This window comes from Mesorhizobium sp. P2_E9 (assembly GCF_056403815.1).
On record NZ_JBFUET010000005.1, the window covers coordinates 302,737 to 322,334 of the forward strand.

The following is a 19,598-nucleotide window of genomic DNA, read 5'->3' on the forward strand; positions in this document are numbered from 1 at the left end:
GTGCGATCAGCCGAAGCGGCCGGTGATGTAGTCTTGCGTGCGCTTCTCGCGAGGCGACGTAAAGATCTTCTCGGTTTTGTCGAACTCGACCAGTTCGCCCAGATACATGAAGGCGGTCTGCTTCGAGACGCGCGCCGCCTGCTGCATGTTGTGGGTGACGATGACGATCGTGTAGTCGGCCTGCAACTCGTCGATCAGTTCCTCGATCTTGGCGGTCGACAGCGGGTCAAGCGCCGAGGCCGGCTCGTCGAGCAGGATGACTTCCGGCTTCACCGCCACCGTGCGGGCGATGCACAGCCGCTGCTGCTGGCCGCCTGACAGGCTGAGGCCGCTGGCATTGAGCTTGTCCTTGACCTCGTTCCACAGGGCTGCGCGCTTCAGCGCCTGCTCGACGCGGCCGTCCATCTCGGCCCTGCTGATCTTCTCATAGAGCCTGACGCCGAAGGCGATGTTCTCATAGATCGACATCGGGAACGGCGTCGGCTTCTGGAACACCATGCCGATCTTGGTGCGCAGCAGGTTGAGATCCTGCGAACGGTCGAGAACGTTCTGACCGTCGAGCAGCACCTGGCCCTCGGCGGTCTGCTTGGGATAGAGCTCGTAGATGCGGTTGAAGACGCGCAGCAGCGTCGACTTTCCGCAGCCCGACGGCCCGATGAAGGCGGTGACGCTGCGCTCGGGCAGCGACAGCGTGATATCCTTCAGCGCCTTCGACTGGCCGTAGTAGAAGTTGAGGTTCTTGACCTCGATCTTTACCTTGGCGGCCGCCTCGGCGGCGATCGTCATGTCTGGAGACAACATCTGGCTCATTTGTCCTCTCTGCGTCCGGTCAGGCTGCGCGCAACGATGCTTAGAGCGAGAACCGTCAATGTGATGATGAGTGCGCCAGTCCAGGCCAGCTGCTGCCATTCCTCGTAAGGGCTGAGAGCGAACTGGAAGATGGTCACAGGCAGGCTGGCCATCGGCGCGTTGAGATTGCTCGACCAGAACTGGTTGTTCAGCGCCGTGAAAAGAAGCGGTGCCGTCTCGCCGGAGATGCGGGCGATGGCCAGCAATATGCCGGTGACAATGCCGGACATCGCGGCGCGGTAGGCAACCGACTTGATGACCACCCAGCGCGGCGCACCGATCGCGGTGCCGGCTTCGCGCAACGCGTTGGGCACCAGGTTCAGCATGTCTTCGGTGGTGCGCACGACGACCGGGATGACCAGGATGGCAAGCGCGACGGCGCCGGCGATCGCCGAGAAATGCCCCATCGGCCGCACCATCAGCTCATAGACGAACAGGCCGATGATGATCGACGGCGCCGACAGAAGGATGTCGTTGATGAAGCGCACCACGGTGGTGAGCTTCGAGAAGCGGCCGTATTCAGCCATGTAGGTGCCGGCCAGCACACCGATCGGCGTGCCGACGATGATGCCGATGATGGTCATCACGATGCTGCCATAGATGGCGTTGAGCAGACCGCCGGCATCGCCGGGCGGCGGCGTCATTTCCGTGAAGACCGCAAGATTGACACCGGAAAGGCCCTTGTAGAGCAGTGCGCCGAGGATCAGCGCCAGCCAGGCAAGGCCGATGCCGGCGGCGGCGACGCACAGCGTCATCATCACGCCATTCTTGCGCTTGCGGCTCTGGTGAAGCGACGTGGCTGTCGACATCGGTCAGGCTCCCGTGCGGGCGTCGATGCGCATCAGCATGTAGCGTGCGATGGCAAGGATCAGGAAAGTGATGACGAACAGGATCAGGCCGAGCGCCACCAGCGAAGAGGTGTAGAGATCGCCGACCGCTTCGGTGAATTCGTTGGCGATGGTCGCCGAAATCGTCGTTGCCGGCGCGAACAGCGAGGTCGAGATGCGGTGCGCGTTGCCGATGACGAAGGTCACCGCCATGGTTTCGCCGAGCGCGCGGCCGAGGCCGAGCATGACGCCGCCCATGATACCGATGCGGGTGTAGGGTATGACGACGCGGCGGGTCACTTCCCATGTGGTGCAGCCAATGCCGTAGGCCGATTCCTTAAGCACCGGAGGCACCGTGTCGAAGACGTCCTTGGTGATCGAGGTGATGAACGGCAGCACCATGATGGCCAGGATCATCGACGACGTCAGCAGGCCGATGCCATAGGGCGGGCCGGCAAACAGGCTGTTGAGGCCGGGAATGCCATGGAACACGCTGATGATGAAGGGCTGCACGGTCGTCTGCAGGAACGGTGCCAGCACGAACAGGCCCCAGATGCCGTAGATGATCGAAGGGATGCCGGCCAGCAGTTCCACCGCCATGCCGATCGGGCGCCGCAGCGGGCGCGGGCAAAGCTCGGTAAGGAAGATGGCGATGCCGATACCAAGCGGCACGGCGATCAGGATGGCAATGGCCGAGGTGATGATGGTGCCGTAGATCGGCGCCAGGGCACCGAATTTCTCCGTCACCGGGTTCCAGCTTTCGCTGGTCAGGAAGGAAAAGCCGAAGGTCGAGAGGGCTTGCCAGGAGCCGGCAAACAGCGAGACGGCAACGCCGCCGAGCAGGACCAGCACCAGGATCGCGGCAGCGCGGGTCATTCCATGGAAGATCGAGTCGGTCAGCGCGAAGCGTCGGACGGTGGCATCGCGCGAACTTCTAACGGCTGGCAAGGCTTCCTGGACAGCGCTCATGTCAAGCTCGGCTCTTTTGAATTGAAAGAAAAGGAGCGCCGCGGGCGCGGCGCTCCTTCAAGGAATGTTACTCGCCTGCGTAGACGGGCTTGCCGTCGGCCTGGATGTCGGCCTTCCAGGAAGCCTTGATCAGATCGACGACGCTGTCGGGGATCGAGACATAGTCGAGTGCCTTGGCGGTTTCCTTGCCGTCCTTGTAGGCCCAGGCAAAGAACTTCAGGGCTTCGCCGGTGGCGGCGGCATCATCCGGAGCCTTGTGGATCAGGACCCAGGTGGAAGCCGCGATCGGCCAGGTGGCGTCGCCGGGCTCGTTGGTGATGATGACGTTGAAGTTCTTGGCGGTCTTGAAGTCGGCATTCGAAGCCGCGGCGCCGAAGGATTCGAGCGACGGCTCGACGACCTTGCCGGCGGCGTTCAGCATCTTGGTGTAGGACAGGTTGTTCTGCTTGGCATAGGCGTATTCGACGTAGCCGATGCCGCCATCCGTCTGCTTGACGGTGTTGGCAACGCCTTCGCTGCCCTTGGCGCCGACGCCCGTCGGCCATTCGACGGCGGTGTCCGAACCGACCTTGTCCTTCCAGTCGGGCGAGAGCTTCACCAGATAGTTGGTGAAGTTGAAGGTGGTGCCCGAGCCGTCCGAACGATGCACGACGGCGATCGCGGTCGACGGCAGGGTGAGGGTGGGGTTCAGCGCCTTGATCGCGGCGTCATCCCAGGTGGTGATGGCGCCGAGATAGATCTGGGCAATCGTCTTGCCATCGAGAACCAGTTCGCCCGGCTTGACGCCGGTCAGGTTGACGATCGGCACGATGCCGCCCATCACCATCGGGAACTGCACGAGGCCGTTCTTTTCCAGATCGGCATCGGACATCGGCTTGTCGGTGGCGCCGAAGGTCACGGTCTTGGCGATGACCTGCTTGATGCCGCCACCGGAACCGATCGACTGGTAGTTGAGGCCGATGCCGGTGTCTTTCTTGTAGGTGTCGGCCCACTTGGCGAACACCGGATAGATGAAGGTCGAGCCGGCGCCGGAAAGGTCAGCTGCCATTGCTGCGGAAAGGGTGAAGGTAGACGCTGTAGCCATTGCGATAGCAACGGCCGTCGAGCGGATGAAATGTCTCATGTGGCCTGCTCCTGTTCGGAAGATGGTCTCTCGGCGCCATTCCTAATCAGCGCCCGCTGAGGCCAATAGCCTTCGATTATAACAGTCGCATGACAGTTTCGTGTCAGCCCGGTAACGCGTCGCCGGCGCCTCGCAAGACGACAGCGACCGGTACCAGGATCATGGCTCGGGTTTACCCTCTGAATCAGTGAGTTGAGTGGGTTTGGAACGTGCAGCCACCGTCGGATTCGACGAGGCTGACTGTGGTAAAGAAAATCCGGGCGGGAGTGCGTTGCTCAAGACCAGAGCGTGTCATGGCCGGGCCATCGCCAAAAACAGGTCCGTTGGGGTAGGTTGACGCTGTTCCATACTGGCGGTCGCTGCTCCCGCCCGTAACTGCAAGGGCGGAATTCGATTTTGCTATTGTCCCGGTTGGGCGCGGCCTTTGATATGGTGCGATCGCACCATAGGCATTGCACGCAGGAATAGCAGCAAATCAGCGATTGATTCCCTCGGCTTGCCGCTCCGGGCCCCTGAAACCGGGCGACGGATGCTATCCCGCGTTGCGCCGGACCTGGCTGCCGGCGCCTATCCAGCGCTCGACTTTCTCCAGCAGGGCCCTGGGGCTGATCGGCTTGGGCAGATAGTCGTCCATGCCCGCCTCCAGGCAGCGCTCGCGGTCGCCCTTGAGCGCATGCGCGGTGACGCCGACAATCGGCACATGCGTGCCGGTTTCCTGCTCCAGCCGGCGGATCGCGGCGGTCGCCTCGAGCCCGCTCATCTCCGGCATCGAGACATCCATCAGGATCATGCACGGATTGAGCTTGCCGAAAGCGTCGAGCGCCTTGCGGCCATTGCCGACGATCTCGAAGCCGTAGCCGGTCTCGCCGAGGATCTGGGTGAAGACCATCTGGTTCACCTCATTGTCCTCGGCCACGAGAATATCCAGCCTGTGTCCGCCATCGCCGGTGGCGGGGAGCCTGGGACGAACCGGCGGCGGCTGCAATTGCGCGCGTTGTTCGGACGGCGCCTGCGGTGGCCGCTGGGGGGCATCAAGCCTCTCGGTTGAGAGTTGCTGAACCGGCCCATCCGTGGTGTGGCGATGGCGCTGGATGGTCGCCACCAGCGTTTCCAGAAGCACGGAGGAGCGCGCCGGCTTGATCAGCTGGGCATCGATGCCGAGATCACGGTAGCTGGTGTTGGCGAGCGACTGGTCGACCGAGGTCAGCATGATGATCGGCGTGTCGGCGAGACCCTCGGTGTTGCGCACGATGCGCGCCATTTCGGCGCCGCTCATCTCGGGCATCTGGTAGTCGAGCACGACGCAATCCACGGCCACGCCATAGGCAGCGGCGGCGATCAGCACCTTCAGGCCCTCGTCGCCACTTTCGGCCGCGCAGGAATCGAACGTCCACGAGGTCATCTGCTCGGTCAGGATGGCCCGGTTGACGGCATTGTCGTCGACGATCAGCACGCGTGCGCCCGTCACGTCCACCGGCATGATGCGCTGCCCGTCCTGCTGACCGGCCCTGGGCAGCGTCACGGTGAACCAGAAGGTCGAGCCTTTGCCCTCGGCGCTCTCGACGCCGATGCTGCCACCCATCAGCTCGACCAGTCGAGAGGTGATGGCAAGGCCAAGCCCGGTGCCCTCGTGCCGCCGTGTCGAGGAGGTGTCGACCTGGCTGAATTTTTCGAACACCAGTTTCAGTTTTTCCTCGGGGATGCCGATCCCGGTATCGGTGACCGAGATCGTCAACCTGGTCCCGGTCGGGACCTTCTCTCCGGTCACGTCGACCAGCACATGGCCCTCATCGGTGAATTTCACCGCGTTGCCGACGAGGTTGGTGACGATCTGCCTGATGCGGCCGACATCGCCGATGAACAGGCTTTCGAGCCTCGGCTCGATGCGCACGATGAGCTCGAGGTCCTTTTCCTTGGCGCGCGTCGACACCAGCGTCGCCACGTCCTCGATCGCCTCGGCAAGATTGAAGGGCGCCGGATCGAGCACCATCTGGCCTGCATCGATCTTGGAGAAATCCAAGATGTCATTGATGATGGTCAAGAGCGCGTTGCCCGACTTGACGATGATGTCGGTGAACGTCTTCTGCTTCGGATCGAGATTGGATTTGGCCAGAAGTTCCGCCATGCCCAGCACGCCGTTCATCGGCGTGCGGATCTCATGGCTCATATTGGCGAGGAATTCCGACTTGGCGCGGTCGGCGAGCACGGCGCGCTGGCGCGCCTCGCTGAGTTCGGCCTCGCGCATTTTCAGTTCCGTGATGTCGGTGGTCGATCCGATCAGGTAGAGCGAACCGTCCGACGCGATCATCGCGCCCTTGCGCGCGAACTGATGCCTGACGCTGCCGTCGGCAAGCCGCACCGTCTCCTCGATCTCCTGCGTGTCGCCGGTGCGCAGCACAGCCAGATCGCCGGCCACGAAAGCCTCGCCGTCCTCCCCGAAAATCTCGATGTCCGTCTTGCCGATTGCATCTTCCCTGCTGAGACCGGTCAGGTCGCACCAGCCCTTATTGACATAGAACTGCCTGAGATCGGAGCGCTTGGCGTAGATCGACACCGGTACGTTGTCGATCAGGCTGCGGAACACCTCGTTCTCGCGCATGCTCTCTTCCAGCGCCCGCTCGCGCGCCTTGACCTCGGTGATGTCGGTGCTGGAGCCGACCAGGTGCATCGATCCGTCGATGGCCACCAGGCGGCTCTTGCGCGTCATCAACTGCCGCACCGTGCCGTCGCGATGGGTGACGGGCTCTTCGACCTCGAGGCCCTTGCCGGTTACGACGACCTCGGTGTCGTCATGGTTGTAGCTTTCCGCGTCTTGCGTGCCGAACAGCTCGCGGTCGGTGCGGCCGATGACGTCTTCCTTGGCGAGGCCTGTAATCGCGCACCAGGCCTTGTTGACGAATTCGATGCTCAGGTCCTGCGCCTTGATAAAGGCGGCCACCGGCAACTCGTCCATGACGTGCCGGAACAGATCGATCTGGCGCATCGAATCGCGCAGCGCCGCCTCGCGGCTCTTGATGTCGGTGATGTCGACGCGCACGCCGATGAACGTGCCGTCATCGGTGCGCATGTCGTAGACCTGGTACCAGCGCCCATCGGCATTGAGGCGCTCGTAGGACGAATTTGGCAGATGGTAGCGCGCCAGCACGCCGGAGGCCCAGCGTTCGGTATCGACGTCGTAAAGCTTGTCGAGCTCGGGATCGCCACACGAGCGGAAATAGCCGACCGCATGGCCGAACTCCAGCGCCTCGCGGAAGGTACAGCCGGACTGCCAGACAGGCTTCAGCGCCGGCAGCGAGTCCTGCAGCTTGCGGTTGGCGAAGACGAACTTGTCGTCGCGGTCGTAGATGATGACGCCGGCCGGCAGCGATTCCAGCACGCTGGCGAGATGCTTGCGCGCATCCTGTGCCTCGGTCTCCCGGCCCTTCATGTCGGTGACGTCGACATAGGAAATGAGCCGCTTGCCGCCGGCCAGCGGCGCCAGCGATGCGACAAGCGTGCGCCCGTCATTGTGTGGCAATTGCCTGGAGCCGGCGACGCCGGCCCTGATTTCGGCTTCGCGCTCGGCGGTATGACGTTGCCAGGCAATTTCATCGGCGCCGTAAGGGTCAATGCCCCGGCTGGCTTCCATCAGCTCGCGAAAGGCCGAGCCGATCCCGGCGCGGCCTGGATCGATCCTCCAGAAATCATAGAAGGCGCGATTGATGACTTCGGCGCGCATATCGGCATCGAGGACGAGAACGCCGATTGGCATCTGATCGACCATGGTGCGCAGATTGACGAAGGTCTCGGCGATCTTGGCGTTGGCGCTTTCGATCTCGGCATCGCGACGCTTGAGTTCGGTGACCTCATAGTAGGTCAACAGCCGCTTGCCCCCCGACAGCGATGTCACCGAGAACATCATCGTCCTGCCGCTTGCATGGACAAATTCGCGTGGCGCGACGGAGCCGGCGCGAATCTCCTCGATACGGGTGGCGAGGTAGCGCTGCCACTGCTGGTCCTCGATGTCGCCATAGATGCCATTGCGGCGGTTGAGGTCCATCAACTGGCTGAACGGAGCGCCGACGGTCACGGCACCATCCGCAATCCCGGACAGATCGCGATAGGCCTTGTTGACGATCAGCGTGTCGAGCTTGGCGTCGAGAAGCACGACGCCCATGTGCATGGCGTCCATTGTCCGTTCGAGATCGGCAAGATGCCGGTCGGGTTCACTGCCCGGCAACGGGTTCTGCTCCACGGTCTCGAAGGCGCTGGCCAGCGCGGTGACGTTGCGGCCTATGCCGCGATAGCCGACGAATTTTCCGTCGCTGTCAAACCGTGGGAAGCCCGACGTCAACACCCAGCGGCAGTCGGCGCCGCCGCCTTTCAGTTCGTAGACGAAATCGCGGAAAGGCCGGCGCGCCTGCAGATCCTCCAGATGCGCTGCCGCGCTGTGGTTGCCCTTCAGGACCTGATTGAGGAAATCGAAGCGGAACCGGCCGAGCACATCGGCCGGATCGATACCGGTGGCTGCCTGGTAGGTGGGGGAAAGCCAGGAGAATCGCAGTTCGGCGTCGGTCTCCCAGATCCAGTCCGAGCCCAGCTCGACCAGTTGGCGAAGCGCGTCGGGCGAATCCATGTCCGCGCGTGGCGGCGCGTCACCGCGGTGCACCGCCTTGCCGGGCCCACGCTTGCCGCGCGCGCCGATTGCTTCGTCCGCTTCCGCCATCCCGTCCCCACCCCGAAAATCAAGGCCGAACCCTCCCTCCGCGGTTCGTCGGCGGAATGTGCCCGAGAAGCATTAACGATCCGCTAACCTTAACGGCGCAACCAGTCCGTTCCTCCTGCGTTATTCAGTCCGGTTGTCGGGTGCACCAAGGCCGCGTTATAAGCCTGTGCAGGGGTGTTGCTTATGATTGGACGGATAGGGCCTTTCTTGCTGGGCGTGGTGCTGCTTTTCGGCAGTGGCTGTTCGCGCAGCTATGACGGCACGGTCATCATTCCGCGACCGCTCGACGCCAGGCGCTTCTGGGACCGGCCGCCGCCCAATGTCGACTACACGCCGCAGGCCGACAACGGTGCCTTTCCGGTGCCGCCACAGCCGCCACCCGAACGATTTTCCGAGCGCAGGGTTTCTAAACCTGGAATGCAGAGACGGCATCAGACGAGATTTTCACCGCCGCCTCCCCCGCCCTCGGACCCGGAAAAGCAGTTGGCGTGCAAGAACGTAAGCGCGCCGGGACAGCGGGTCCGCATGGTCTGCGAATAGGCGCAATTCAGGGTAAGCCTCGGAGCCCAACAGCGGAGGGGGCCTATAGCGATGCCGCACCCTTCTTCGGTTCCTTCGCGCCAAGCTTGTCGAGTGCAAGGCGAACCTGGCGCAAATCGTCCTGCCAGCCGTCCTCATCGCCCATGGAACTCTCCGACGCGGCCCGCTGCAGGCCGCGCGCCTCGGATTCGATCTCACGCAGTTCGGCGATCTTCTCGTCATTGGTCAGGGAGCCGTTTTCGACGATCTCCAGAACCCGCATTTCCCTGAACGTGGCCATGGCGTTTCTCCTGGCTGATGTCGATCACAACGCCGTGAGCGCCCCTCTGTTCCAGACGGGTCCTATAGCCCGCCGCAACCTGTTATCTGACGGATGCGCAGAGAGAGGGCGGTCATTCAGCCGGGAAGAAGGCCGGGCCAACCACGCGCACCGGCCGCTTGCTGGCCTCGATCGACTGCTCCTGAGCGGCACCCGTGGCTTCTGTCCCGGATTGCGGGATTGCCGCAACGCTGCCGACGTCCGGCTTTCGCTGCGGCAGGGCAATGATGGCATTGCTCATGTTTGCTGGCGTCACCGTCCTTGCCCTCAGTTCGGCGACCCGCTGGTAGTAGCGCTTGACGTCGCAGGCCTTGAAACTGGCATCGTCCCGGTAGCGGAAAGCCGACGGCAGTTCGGTGTAGGGTTTGCGCGTATCAAGCGCGACCATCTTTTCGGTTTCCAGACTGGCATCGCTCAGCGTGTAGAGATCGACGGCCGGATCATCACAGATGTAACGGCACTGATCGGCCATATCCTTGACATCGTCGCTGCCGGCGAATTGCGACTTCGGCGCGGGGAAGAAGTATCCATCCGACAGGCGCACGCAAAACAGCATCGAATTGCCGGCATAAATTGCTCCGCCCGCCGTGGACTGGGCCTTCGGCGCCGGGCGCTGCTCCTTTGCTCCGGACGTGCAGCCGAGCGCCGCGAACCGTGCCTGCAGGCCCGAAATGTCCCGGCCGGAATTGGACGCGGCCGCCATTTGGCGCTGCACCTCCGTGCGGTTTCTGGCAAGGTCGGCGCAAGCGTTGAAGAAGCCGCCCGCGGCGCTTTGCGCCGTGCACCTGCGCTGCCTCTCCAGGCCCTGGATCGCGGCAAGTTGGCGGCGCAGCTGCGCCAGTTCGGGACTCACGCCCCCGCCGCGGCCGCCGGAAAGCAACTGACTTCTGATTGCGCTGCAACTATCCGCATAGGAAGACGTCGTGCCGAGCACAAAGACGGCCGCCATCACCAGTACGATCATCATGAGAAGCCAGAAACGGATCATCGCGACGGCATAGTCCTTGTTGCTGACGGACTGGAACCACGTTCTTTAGGCTTGGATGATCTTCGATTAAATGAGCTATATCTAATATTTCAAGATTTAAGCCATAACCAGACTTTCATTTAGTGTAATAGAATGGCTCCTGTAAATTCGATATTACATTTTTATTTCAAGATTGAGACGAACCGCAAAAAACAATGCGGCCAGGCCGGCGGCTGTCGAAATTACCGGGCCATGGTTCGGGCGTACGATCAATCTGGCCTTACCGGCGCCTGAGCCTGAAACCTTTGCCTGACTGCGGCGTTGATGGGCAGAGGAGAACGCAGATGTCGATCCACTTCACGGTATCGGAACTGACAAGGAACCTTTTCCATTCTCTCGGGTTGGATCATGAGCGCGCGCCACGACCGCTCAACCCCGAGCAAAACCTGTTGCTGGAGTGCTATCTGGCCGGGCAAATCCCGGAATCGGCCTGGAGCGACTATGTCTTCGAGACACCGGACTTGGCACGGCATGCCGAGGTTCGGCGCCTGAGCCATTGAGCGATTGGTCGTGAAAAGCAGCTTGGCGGAGGCGTAAAACCTTGCCGGAGATACGCTTTAGTCCCGCGATTTATCGATGAAAGGTCGGCGCGAGCCGCTATTGCTTCGGGGAAGCCAGTTGCAGCGTGAAGACGTTGCCGCCAATGCCCTTCGCCAAAGCCGGTGAAAGCGTGAGGGGTGTGCAATTCTTGACGGCCGCGATGGCCGCCTCGATGAACGCCTTCCGCGCCTTGTCGTCGCCAGTCACCTTGGCGGCGGTCGGCCGCGGCGGACCGATCAGCGAGCCGTCGCGCTTGAAGCTGAAACTCAGGGTTACGGCCGAATTCCCGGCATCCGCCGGCGGCGTCCAGCACGACTGGATCGCTGCCCCCACATCATCCATTGTGTTGAGCACTGCTGCCTGTGACGGGAGAAGCGTTCCAGCCAGCATGCCACCGGCTATCATCAGCATTGCCGCCACGCATTTCATCGCAAGCCCTCATCTTACTCTGGGTCGGCATTCCAAGCCGAATCCGCTGACAGGGATGTTAGAGCCAACATCGGCGATGACAATATCCTGGCGCAAAAAGTTGATGCTCCGGCGCCGCCTGATCACCGTCCCGCGATGTCCCGGCATGAGGCGCGCAAAAAGCAAAAAGGCCGGCACGGAGCCGACCTTTCCTTCCGCCGATAGTGCGCCAGTACATCCGTGGTCGCGCGGCGAATTCCCAACAGTAGACAGGGCTTAGGTTAACGAATCCTTAAGCCGGAGCCTTCGCCTGCGACCTCACATAGGCGATGTAGCCACGCACGTCGCCGGCCGGCTCGGCATAGGCCTTGCCGAGCTTCTTCTCGATAGCCGCCATATAGTCCTTCGCCCATTTGGGCAGCGGATAGTCGATGACCGCCAGGAACTCGAGCGTCGCCGCCAGCCGGATGTCGGCGATCGACGGGTGCTTGCCGCCGATGAACGGTTTGCCGTCCCTGAAGAAGCTGTGAAAAACCTCCAGCGGCTCGGCGATCGCGGCCATGGCGGCCTTCTGTGCTTCCGACTTCTTGTCGGGATGAGCATCGCTGTGGCCGACCTCGCCGGCATAGTGCGGGAAGCCGAGCGCCGGATAGGTGGCGCGCGCCACATAGGGGTAGAGCGTGCCGATCAGGTAAAACATGGCGCTGTCGACCATGGCCCGCTTGGCCGGCGCCTTCGGATAGAATTTCTCCAGCCCGTGCTTGTTGGAGAGATACTGCATGATGGCGCAGCTTTCCCAAAGCACGCCTCTGGGCAACCCCTTGTCCTCGATCATCGGCGTCAGATGCGCCGGATTGCGCGCCATGTATTCCGGCGAGCGCGTGTGGCCCCAGGCGTCGGTCTCGGCGGCGTCGAACCCGGCCGCGCGGGCAAACACCCGCACCGTCATGTTGTTGACGCTCGGTTTCAGCATGCTGAGTTTCAGCGTCGGCTTTTTCGCCGATTTCGCCTTGGCCTTCGGTGCGGACGTCTTGGCCGCCGGCTTTGCCGCCGCTTTGGCGGCAGCCTTTGGTGCCGGTTTGGCCGCAGCCTTGCTTGCCGGTTTGGCGGCTGCCTTGGCCGCCGGCTTCTTCGCACTCTTGGTCACTGTCTTTGCCATTGTTGTCCTCCCTCTGTTTTGTTGGCCGTCAGTATGGATTCTTCGGCGCCCGGTCGTCCGACAGGGTCGCGCGGGAGCCCTCGACAAGCGCTTGGATCGCGTCGGCAAGGTGCGCCTCGGCAATGTTGTAATCGCCCCGCGCGACGCGCAGCCTGTGCGCCTGCATCAGCACGTCGGCATGGGTGAAACCCGCCGGCGGCTCGAAGCGATAGGAAGCAAGCTCGATCAGCAGGCCGAGTGGATCCTCGAAATAGATCGAATCCATGAAGCCGCGATCCTTGACGCCGCTGTGCTTGATGCCGCGCTCGTCGAACCGGGCGACTGCCTGCAGGAAGGTGACGCGCGACACCGCAAACGCGATGTGGTGGACGCAGCCCGGATCGGTCGGCGTGCGCCGCTTCGGCGGCGTGCGGCTCTCATCGGTGAAGACGGTGATCAGCCGGCCGTCGCCTGGATCGAAATAGAGATGGCTTTCGCTGGCCTTGTCGAGGTTGGGCTGCTCGAAGATGAACGGCATGCCGAGCACGCCCTCCCAGAAATCGATCGAGGTCTGGCGCCCGGCGCCGACCAGCGTGATGTGGTGGACGCCCTGCGCTTGCAGTTTCTGCATTGGCCTTCTCCCCGTGGCCTCGATTGCCCGTCAGGATCTGCCTGGCACCCGGCATTCTACGCGCCGCTTGAGCCGTGCCACGAAATCCATGATGTGATGCTAATGCAATCGGCCCCGCCGCGCCAGAAGCAGCAAGCCCTATCGTTGCACCGCGGTGAAACCGCTTTTGGCCGTAAAAGCCTGCAGGACCTATTCAGGAGATGGCGGACACGGTGGCAATGGGAAAGCCGCCCTCGCCGCATCCTTGCCGAAGCCACGCCTACGCGACGGCCTTGAACTCAGCTTCCGCCAGCATCCCCACGCCGCCACATTCGGCGCACGAGATGGTCTTCCCCGGGCAACTGGTCTGATGCGTCCCTTGCGGGCAGCAATACCCTTTCGACGCCGACCATCTCGAGCAATCGAAAACCTTGCCGCCGCCTTGGCAGCGCGAGCAAATCATCTTCCTTGACGCCATTCCAACTCTACCCAAACCCAAAATCCGCTATCCGCAGATGTTACCCCGCCTCGTAAGTAACAGGGATTGTTGCGCTTTCAAGCGTCGCGACCTGACTTAAATTGGGGATATTCGGGCATGCGGAGCCCCCCCGGGGCTTCGCGGGCGTCGCCAGTCAATCTACAGACGGGCCTTGTCTGAATGCCGCTAATGCTAGTCGAGAAATCTGATCTTCGTGAAGGACATCATCTCTCCCATCACGTTGCCGCTGTCATCGATCTGCTGCCCTTGCCCGACTATAACGGTCACGCGTTTTCCCTTGTAACGGGACGGCATCGCGGTTTGCTCGTTCCAGTTTTCGCACTCGGGCGCGGCACACAGGCCGACTTGCTTCACCTTCTTGCGGTCGACAATGGTCAGATAGCAATTGTCGCCACATTCGAAACCTCGAATGGTGCCGGTGATCTTTCTGTCCTTGGAGAAGGACGGACCGCACTGGGCAATCAGGGACGCGGAAATGAGGAGCGGCAAAGCCAATTGTTTCATGCAGCCAACTTGCTGCAACATGCCGTACTGCGCAAGCATCACATCTGGCAGAAAGTCCTTGGTACGCCCAAGGGGAATCGAACCCCTGTTCCCGCCGTGAGAGGGCGGTGTCCTGACCGCTAGACGATGGGCGCGCTCAAGAACCGGCGATATAGGCTGACGGCTGGGAAAAAGCAACTGGGCTTCGGCCAGCTTTGCCACATCGGGAAAAAGCCGGCTGCAGGCCTAGCGTTTCGGCTCGATCAGATCCCAGAGATTGCCGTGGAGATCGGCGAAAACCGCCACCGTTCCATAGGGCTCGAAACGAGGGGCCTCACGGAATTCGACGCCCTTGTCCAGCATCGCCGCATGGTCGCGCGTAAAGTCGTCGGTTTCGAGGAACAGGAAGACCCGGCCGCCGGTCTGGTTGCCGATGCTTTGCATTTGCGCCTCGTCGGACGCTTCGGCCAGCAGCAATCTGGCGCCCTGCCCCTTGGCCGGCGCCACCGTGACCCAGCGCTTGCCGCCGCCGAGATCGACGTCCTCGAGGAGCAGGAAACCCAGCCGCCCGACATACCACGCGATCGCCTCGTCATAGTCGCGGACAACCAGTGCCACGGTCGCGACACGACGATGTTCGGCAAAGCCGGTCATTTCTGCGACACGCTTGTTCGTTGCACTGTTGCGGCAGCCTATTTGTTGCGAATTGCGAACTGGCCGATCAGGCGGCGCTCGGCGATATCATAGATGAATATCGCGCGGCCGCCGTCGGCAAGCTCGGCGTCGATCGAGATGCGATTGCCGGACAGCGACTGGCTGACCACTTTGGCGCCGACCGGCAGTACGATATCGCCGCTCAACGGTTCGCCGGCGGGCACCTGGATATCGCCAGCCAGTGGCGGGGTCACCGATGGCGCCTTGCGGGCTTTGTAGACAATCGCCGCGATCACCACCATAAGGGCCAGCAGCAGCAGGCCGAGATTGATGGCCATGAAGCGGACGAGCTTGCCACGCATCTTTTCGACCTCGGGGTCGAGCGGCTTTTCCTGATCTTCGTCGGCATCGGGCCGGGCCATGGCAAATATTCCGGAACGGTTTTTCGATGAGCGCTCATAGCGAAGAGGACCCTGAATTGATAGAGGCGGCCCCAACTGTGCTTGTGGCGGGCCCGGATGCGGCCGGACAGCGCCTCGACCAATGGCTGGCGGCGAGCCTCGGCCCCGACATGTCGCGCAGCCGCGTGCAGATGCTGATCCGGCAAGGCGCGGTTTCCATCAACGGCAAGCCGGTCGACGAAACCAAGCGCAAGATGACCGCAGGCGAGAGCGTGTCGGTCGCCATGCCGGAACCGGAACCGGCCACGCCGCAGGGCGAGAACATCGCGCTCGATGTGCTCTATGAAGACGACGCACTGATCGTCATCAACAAGCCGGCAGGGCTTGTCGTGCATCCCGGCGCCGGCAACTGGACCGGCACGCTCGTCAACGCGCTGATCCATCACTGCGGCGACAGCCTGTCCGGCATTGGCGGGGTGCGCAGGCCGGGCATCGTGCACCGCTTGGACAAGGAGACCAGCGGCGTCATGGTAGTGGCCAAGACCGACCGCGCCCATAAGGCGCTATCGGAAGCCTTCGCCGATCATGGCCGCAGCGGCGATCTGGAACGCGCCTATCTGGCGCTGGTCTGGGGCATACCGCAGCGGCCGACCGGGACGGTCGATGCGCCGCTCGGCCGCGCCGCTGACCGGGTGCGCCGTGCCGTGGTGCCGGAAGGCCGCGACGACGCCCGCCATGCCATCACCCACTTTGCCGTCCAGGAGCGCTTCGGCGAGAACCAGCAGGAGTTCGCCACCGCAAGCCTGGTCGAATGCCGGCTGGAAACCGGCCGCACCCACCAGATCCGCGTCCACATGGCCCATATCGGCCATCCGGTCATCGGCGACCCCGACTACGGCCAGGCCTTCCGCACCAAGGCCAACCGGTTGCCGGAACCCCTCAAAGGTCAGGTCAAGGCATTTTCCCGGCAAGCTTTGCATGCCTGGCTCCTTGCATTTCGTCACCCGGATACCCATTTACCTCTGAGGTTCGAGGCGCCGATCCCGGGGGACGTGGAGGAACTCGTCGGCGGCTTTCGCAAACTCTGAATCTGTCACCGCCAGCCCGAAACCAGCCATCAAAAAACCTGACTGGCATTGTTCACTTCAGCGTGACACACTGTTTCGTGTTGAACAAATGCCTGTCTTTTCTGGTTTTGTTCCTGTATAAGATCTGATGTCGCGAGCGAGCCTTTTGGTGCTCGCGTCACATGCCCGCCGCGTTTCGGGGGCATCACTCCAATAGAGAGGGGGCGCTATCATGGCCCAGTCACTACCCAGTATTGTTTCCGGCGAAGGCGGCCTCAGCCGCTACCTGGAAGAAATCCGCCGCTTTCCGATGCTTCAGCCGCAGGAAGAGTACATGCTCGCCAAGCGTTATGCCGAGCATGAAGACACCAGCGCTGCGCACAAGCTCGTCACCAGCCATTTGCGGCTCGTCGCCAAGATCGCCATGGGCTATCGCGGCTACGGCCTGCCGATCGGCGAAGTGATCTCGGAAGGCAATGTCGGCCTCATGCAGGCCGTCAAGAAATTCGAACCCGAGCGCGGCTTCCGCCTCGCGACCTACGCCATGTGGTGGATCAAGGCCTCGATCCAGGAGTACATCCTGCGCTCGTGGAGCCTGGTCAAGATGGGCACGACCGCCAACCAGAAGCGCCTGTTCTTCAATCTGCGCAAGGTGAAGGGCAAGATCCAGGCTCTGGACGACGGCGATTTGAAGCCCGATCAGATCACCGAGATCGCCACCAGGCTGAACGTGTCCGAGGCCGAAGTGGTGTCGATGAACCGCCGCCTGTCCGGCGACGCCTCGCTCAACGCCCCTATCCGGGCGAGCGAGGGCGAGTCCGGCGAATGGCAGGACTGGCTGGTCGACGACCACGAGAGCCAGGAAGACATGCTGATCGAGCAGGACGAGCTGGAAAACCGGCGCGGCATGCTGTCGGGCGCTCTTGCCGTGCTCAACGAGCGCGAGCGGCGCATTTTCGAGGCCCGTCGCCTCGCCGAGGAGCCGCTGACGCTGGAAGAGCTGTCGGCCGAGTTCGACATCAGCCGCGAGCGCGTGCGCCAGATCGAGGTGCGCGCCTTCGAAAAGGTGCAGGATGCCGTCAAGGCTGCCGCCAAGCGCCAGACCCAGGCGCTACGCACCATCGAGGCACAGCCGGCGGCGTAAAGCCGGCTTCGGCCAGGAAATACCAAGGCGGCGTCAGGAAACTGACGCCGCCTTTTTCGTACACCCCGGCCAGGCTGCAATTGCCTCAAAGCCCATCCAGCGGAAATTTTAGATAGCGCCGGCCATTGGCTTCCGGTTCCGGCAGCCGTCCACCGTTCATGTTGACTTGCAGCGCATGCAGGATCAGCCGCGGCATAGGCAACGTCTTATCGCGCGCTTCGCGCAGCGCCACGAACTCAGCCTCGCTGTGCGCGGCAACGAGATGGATGTTGCTGGCCTTCTGCGCGGCGACCGTGCTTTCCCACAAGGCCTCCCGGCCACCGGCCTGATAGTCATGGCCGACAAACACGCGTGTCTCATCGGGCAACGCCAGTATGTCCTGGATCGAGCGCCACAGCCGCGCGGCACTGCCACCGGGAAAATCCGCGCGCGCCGTGCCGCTGTCCGGCATGAACAGCGTGTCATGCACGAAGGCGGCGTCGCCAACCACATAGCTGATCGAGGCCAGCGTATGCCCGGGTGAGAACAGCACCTTGACCGGAAGGCTGCCGATCGCAAACGTCTCGCCTTCCGTGAACAGTCGGTCCCACTGCGAGCCGTCGGCGGGAAAATCCGGCCAGTTGTAGATCACCTTCCACAGCTTCTGGACATCGACGATCCTGTCGCCGATCGCTATCAGCGCCCCGGTCTTCTGTTTCAAATAGTGCGCGGCCGAGAAATGGTCGGCATGCGGGTGGGTGTCGAGGATCCACTCGAGCTCCAGCCCGCTTTCTCCAATGAAATCGAGCAGCGCATCAGCGCTCTTCGTAGCCGTCGCGCCGGATCTCTCATCGAAGTCGAGGATCGGATCGATAATGGCGCACCGCTTCGTCGCCGGATCGGTGACGACATACTGGATGGCCCCGGTCGGCTTGTCGTAAAACCCCCTGACCATTGGCCTGGCCAAAGTTACGTCCACGTCCGGCTCCCTCACCCTCGCCGGCAGGAACGATTTTCTCCACCAGCACCCCATTGCGAGCATGGTCATCCACCCCGGCGAGCCAGTCAAGCATGACTTGGCCCGCAGAGACGGAAAAGGCAAAACCGTTCCGACGCCGGCTTCAGGCGGACGGCTGCTTGGTCTTCCTCAGATAGGGCAAGATGGTCTCGAAGGCGCCAAACCGCTTGATTGCATCCTCGTTGGAAACGGCGGCGGTGATGATGACGTCCTCGCCCTGCTTCCAGTTGGCCGGCGTCGCCACCTGATGCTTGGCGGTGAGCTGCATGGAATCGACCGCGCGCAGGATCTCGTCGAAGTTGCGGCCCGTGGTCATCGGATAGGTCAGCACCAGCTTGATCTTCTTCTCCGGCCCGATGACATAGACCGAGCGCACGGTGGCGTTGTCGGCGGGCGTGCGGCCCTCCGAGGTCTCGCCGGCGCCGGCGGGCAGCATGTCGTAGAGCTTGGCGACCTTGAGGTCCTTGTCGCCGATCAGCGGATAGTGCACCGTTTGGCCGGTCGCCGTCTTGATGTCGGCCTGCCATTTGTCGTGGCTCGCAACCGGATCGACAGAGATGCCGATGATCTTGACGTTGCGCTTCTTGAACTCACCTTCCAGCCCGGCCATGGTGCCAAGCTCGGTCGTACAGACCGGTGTGAAATTCTTCGGGTGGCTGAAGAGGATCGCCCAGCCGTCACCGATCCAGTCGTGAAAGCTGATCGTCCCTTGCGTGGTCTCGGCGGTGAAATCCGGCGCGATGTCGTTGATGCGAAGGCTCATGGTTCCTACCCCTGTCAATGCCGCCCGTTGGCGGGCTCCCACCTTTTACCACTCCATCGGCCACGTTCAAAACGGTGAGGTCGCCCGGCAGCGGTGCAGGCCGCGAAAAAATTTCGCCTTTTCTTGGGGAATGTGGAAATTTCGCTGTCGGCGCCGGTAATGTCTAGGATTTCACGGCCAGCGACGTCGCCAGATCTTCCATGCGCTGCGCCAGCGCGCCAAGCGCGTTGGTCAGCACGCTGTCGCTCTTGTCGGCCTTGGTCAGCGCCTCGTCGCGCGTCTTGCGCAAGGTCAGCACTTCGCTCTCCATTCCCTTGACGCGCTTCTGCAGTTCCGAGAGTTCGTCCATCACCATGATGCCGGCCATGACGGTCAGCCGCTGGTCACCGATCTCGCCGAAGGAATCTTTCAGATGCGAGACATAGCGGTCGAAGCGCTCGGCAAGGTCGATCAGATGTTCTTCCTGGCCTTCGTCGCAGGCCATCCGATACTGTTTGCCGTCGATTGAAACCGTGACCTGTGCCATGGGCCAGCT

20 protein-coding genes and 1 tRNA gene are annotated in these 19,598 nt (G+C 62.4%); 4 read left to right on the forward strand and 17 right to left on the reverse strand.

Annotated features, from left to right (window positions below; genetic code table 11):
* Positions 1-6: 6 nt before the first annotated feature.
* From pstB to AC1D05_RS11740, 5 genes are all read right to left on the reverse strand, one after another.
* Complete coding sequence (pstB, locus tag AC1D05_RS11720) at positions 7-810, reverse strand: phosphate ABC transporter ATP-binding protein PstB (protein ID WP_477440886.1); 804 nt, start codon at positions 808-810, stop codon at positions 7-9.
* The gene (pstA, locus tag AC1D05_RS11725; protein ID WP_475456509.1) at positions 807-1,658 is read right to left on the reverse strand and encodes a phosphate ABC transporter permease PstA; all 852 of its coding nucleotides are present in this window, start codon (positions 1,656-1,658) and stop codon (positions 807-809) included. Before pstA ends, pstB begins: the two co-directional genes overlap by 4 nt.
* Before the next feature lie 3 nt (positions 1,659-1,661).
* Positions 1,662-2,645: a phosphate ABC transporter permease subunit PstC gene (gene pstC / locus AC1D05_RS11730; protein ID WP_477440887.1), complete on the reverse strand. Its 984-nt coding sequence runs from the start codon at positions 2,643-2,645 to the stop codon at positions 1,662-1,664.
* A 67-nt stretch (positions 2,646-2,712) separates the two neighbouring features.
* On the reverse strand, positions 2,713-3,768 hold the full coding sequence (pstS, locus tag AC1D05_RS11735; RefSeq protein WP_477440888.1) for a phosphate ABC transporter substrate-binding protein PstS: 1,056 nt from the start codon (positions 3,766-3,768) through the stop codon (positions 2,713-2,715).
* Positions 3,769-4,300: 532 nt separating this feature from the next.
* Positions 4,301-8,473 (reverse strand): PAS domain-containing protein, encoded by a 4,173-nt coding sequence (locus tag AC1D05_RS11740; RefSeq protein WP_477440889.1) that lies wholly within the window; start codon positions 8,471-8,473, stop codon positions 4,301-4,303.
* 183 nt (positions 8,474-8,656) lie between these two features.
* On the opposite strand from AC1D05_RS11740, the gene AC1D05_RS11745 reads away from it, so the two are divergent.
* On the forward strand, positions 8,657-9,013 hold the full coding sequence (locus tag AC1D05_RS11745; protein ID WP_477440890.1) for a hypothetical protein: 357 nt from the start codon (positions 8,657-8,659) through the stop codon (positions 9,011-9,013).
* Positions 9,014-9,056: 43 nt separating this feature from the next.
* Here the strand turns inward: AC1D05_RS11745 and AC1D05_RS11750 are convergent, their stop codons facing one another.
* Both AC1D05_RS11750 and AC1D05_RS11755 read right to left on the reverse strand, forming a co-directional pair.
* Complete coding sequence (locus AC1D05_RS11750; RefSeq protein ID WP_172223128.1) at positions 9,057-9,293, reverse strand: hypothetical protein; 237 nt, start codon at positions 9,291-9,293, stop codon at positions 9,057-9,059.
* Between the two features lie 112 nt (positions 9,294-9,405).
* A complete protein-coding gene (locus AC1D05_RS11755; RefSeq protein WP_477440891.1) occupies positions 9,406-10,320 on the reverse strand; it encodes a DUF2865 domain-containing protein in 915 nt (304 codons plus the stop codon).
* A gap of 323 nt (positions 10,321-10,643) precedes the next feature.
* On the opposite strand from AC1D05_RS11755, the gene AC1D05_RS11760 reads away from it, so the two are divergent.
* Positions 10,644-10,859, forward strand: coding sequence for a hypothetical protein (locus AC1D05_RS11760; RefSeq protein ID WP_140772725.1), 216 nt, complete (start codon positions 10,644-10,646; stop codon positions 10,857-10,859).
* Positions 10,860-10,956: 97 nt separating this feature from the next.
* Here the strand turns inward: AC1D05_RS11760 and AC1D05_RS11765 are convergent, their stop codons facing one another.
* From AC1D05_RS11765 to AC1D05_RS11795, 7 genes are all read right to left on the reverse strand, one after another.
* Positions 10,957-11,328 (reverse strand): hypothetical protein, encoded by a 372-nt coding sequence (locus tag AC1D05_RS11765; protein ID WP_477440892.1) that lies wholly within the window; start codon positions 11,326-11,328, stop codon positions 10,957-10,959.
* Between the two features lie 271 nt (positions 11,329-11,599).
* Entirely contained in the window at positions 11,600-12,466 is an 867-nt protein-coding gene (locus tag AC1D05_RS11770) for a glutathione S-transferase family protein (protein WP_477440893.1), read from the reverse strand.
* 28 nt (positions 12,467-12,494) lie between these two features.
* On the reverse strand, positions 12,495-13,076 hold the full coding sequence (locus AC1D05_RS11775; RefSeq protein WP_477440894.1) for a VOC family protein: 582 nt from the start codon (positions 13,074-13,076) through the stop codon (positions 12,495-12,497).
* A 649-nt stretch (positions 13,077-13,725) separates the two neighbouring features.
* On the reverse strand, positions 13,726-14,097 hold the full coding sequence (locus AC1D05_RS11780) for a hypothetical protein (RefSeq protein ID WP_477440926.1): 372 nt from the start codon (positions 14,095-14,097) through the stop codon (positions 13,726-13,728).
* A gap of 20 nt (positions 14,098-14,117) precedes the next feature.
* Positions 14,118-14,192 (reverse strand) — tRNA-Glu (locus tag AC1D05_RS11785).
* A 91-nt stretch (positions 14,193-14,283) separates the two neighbouring features.
* Complete coding sequence (locus tag AC1D05_RS11790) at positions 14,284-14,691, reverse strand: VOC family protein (RefSeq protein WP_477440895.1); 408 nt, start codon at positions 14,689-14,691, stop codon at positions 14,284-14,286.
* A 38-nt stretch (positions 14,692-14,729) separates the two neighbouring features.
* Positions 14,730-15,113, reverse strand: coding sequence for a fimbrial protein (locus AC1D05_RS11795; RefSeq protein ID WP_477440896.1), 384 nt, complete (start codon positions 15,111-15,113; stop codon positions 14,730-14,732).
* A 26-nt stretch (positions 15,114-15,139) separates the two neighbouring features.
* Here AC1D05_RS11795 and AC1D05_RS11800 point away from each other — a divergent pair, with 26 nt between their 5' ends.
* Both AC1D05_RS11800 and rpoH read left to right on the forward strand, forming a co-directional pair.
* Positions 15,140-16,180: an RluA family pseudouridine synthase gene (locus AC1D05_RS11800; RefSeq protein ID WP_477440897.1), complete on the forward strand. Its 1,041-nt coding sequence runs from the start codon at positions 15,140-15,142 to the stop codon at positions 16,178-16,180.
* A 211-nt stretch (positions 16,181-16,391) separates the two neighbouring features.
* The gene (rpoH, locus tag AC1D05_RS11805; protein WP_027041896.1) at positions 16,392-17,303 is read left to right on the forward strand and encodes an RNA polymerase sigma factor RpoH; all 912 of its coding nucleotides are present in this window, start codon (positions 16,392-16,394) and stop codon (positions 17,301-17,303) included.
* An 85-nt stretch (positions 17,304-17,388) separates the two neighbouring features.
* Here the strand turns inward: rpoH and AC1D05_RS11810 are convergent, their stop codons facing one another.
* From AC1D05_RS11810 to AC1D05_RS11820, 3 genes are all read right to left on the reverse strand, one after another.
* Entirely contained in the window at positions 17,389-18,261 is an 873-nt protein-coding gene (locus AC1D05_RS11810; protein ID WP_477440898.1) for an MBL fold metallo-hydrolase, read from the reverse strand.
* A 142-nt stretch (positions 18,262-18,403) separates the two neighbouring features.
* Complete coding sequence (locus AC1D05_RS11815; RefSeq protein ID WP_477440899.1) at positions 18,404-19,063, reverse strand: peroxiredoxin; 660 nt, start codon at positions 19,061-19,063, stop codon at positions 18,404-18,406.
* Positions 19,064-19,226: 163 nt separating this feature from the next.
* On the reverse strand, positions 19,227-19,589 hold the full coding sequence (locus tag AC1D05_RS11820; protein WP_010911917.1) for a cell division protein ZapA: 363 nt from the start codon (positions 19,587-19,589) through the stop codon (positions 19,227-19,229).
* Positions 19,590-19,598 lie beyond the last annotated feature (9 nt).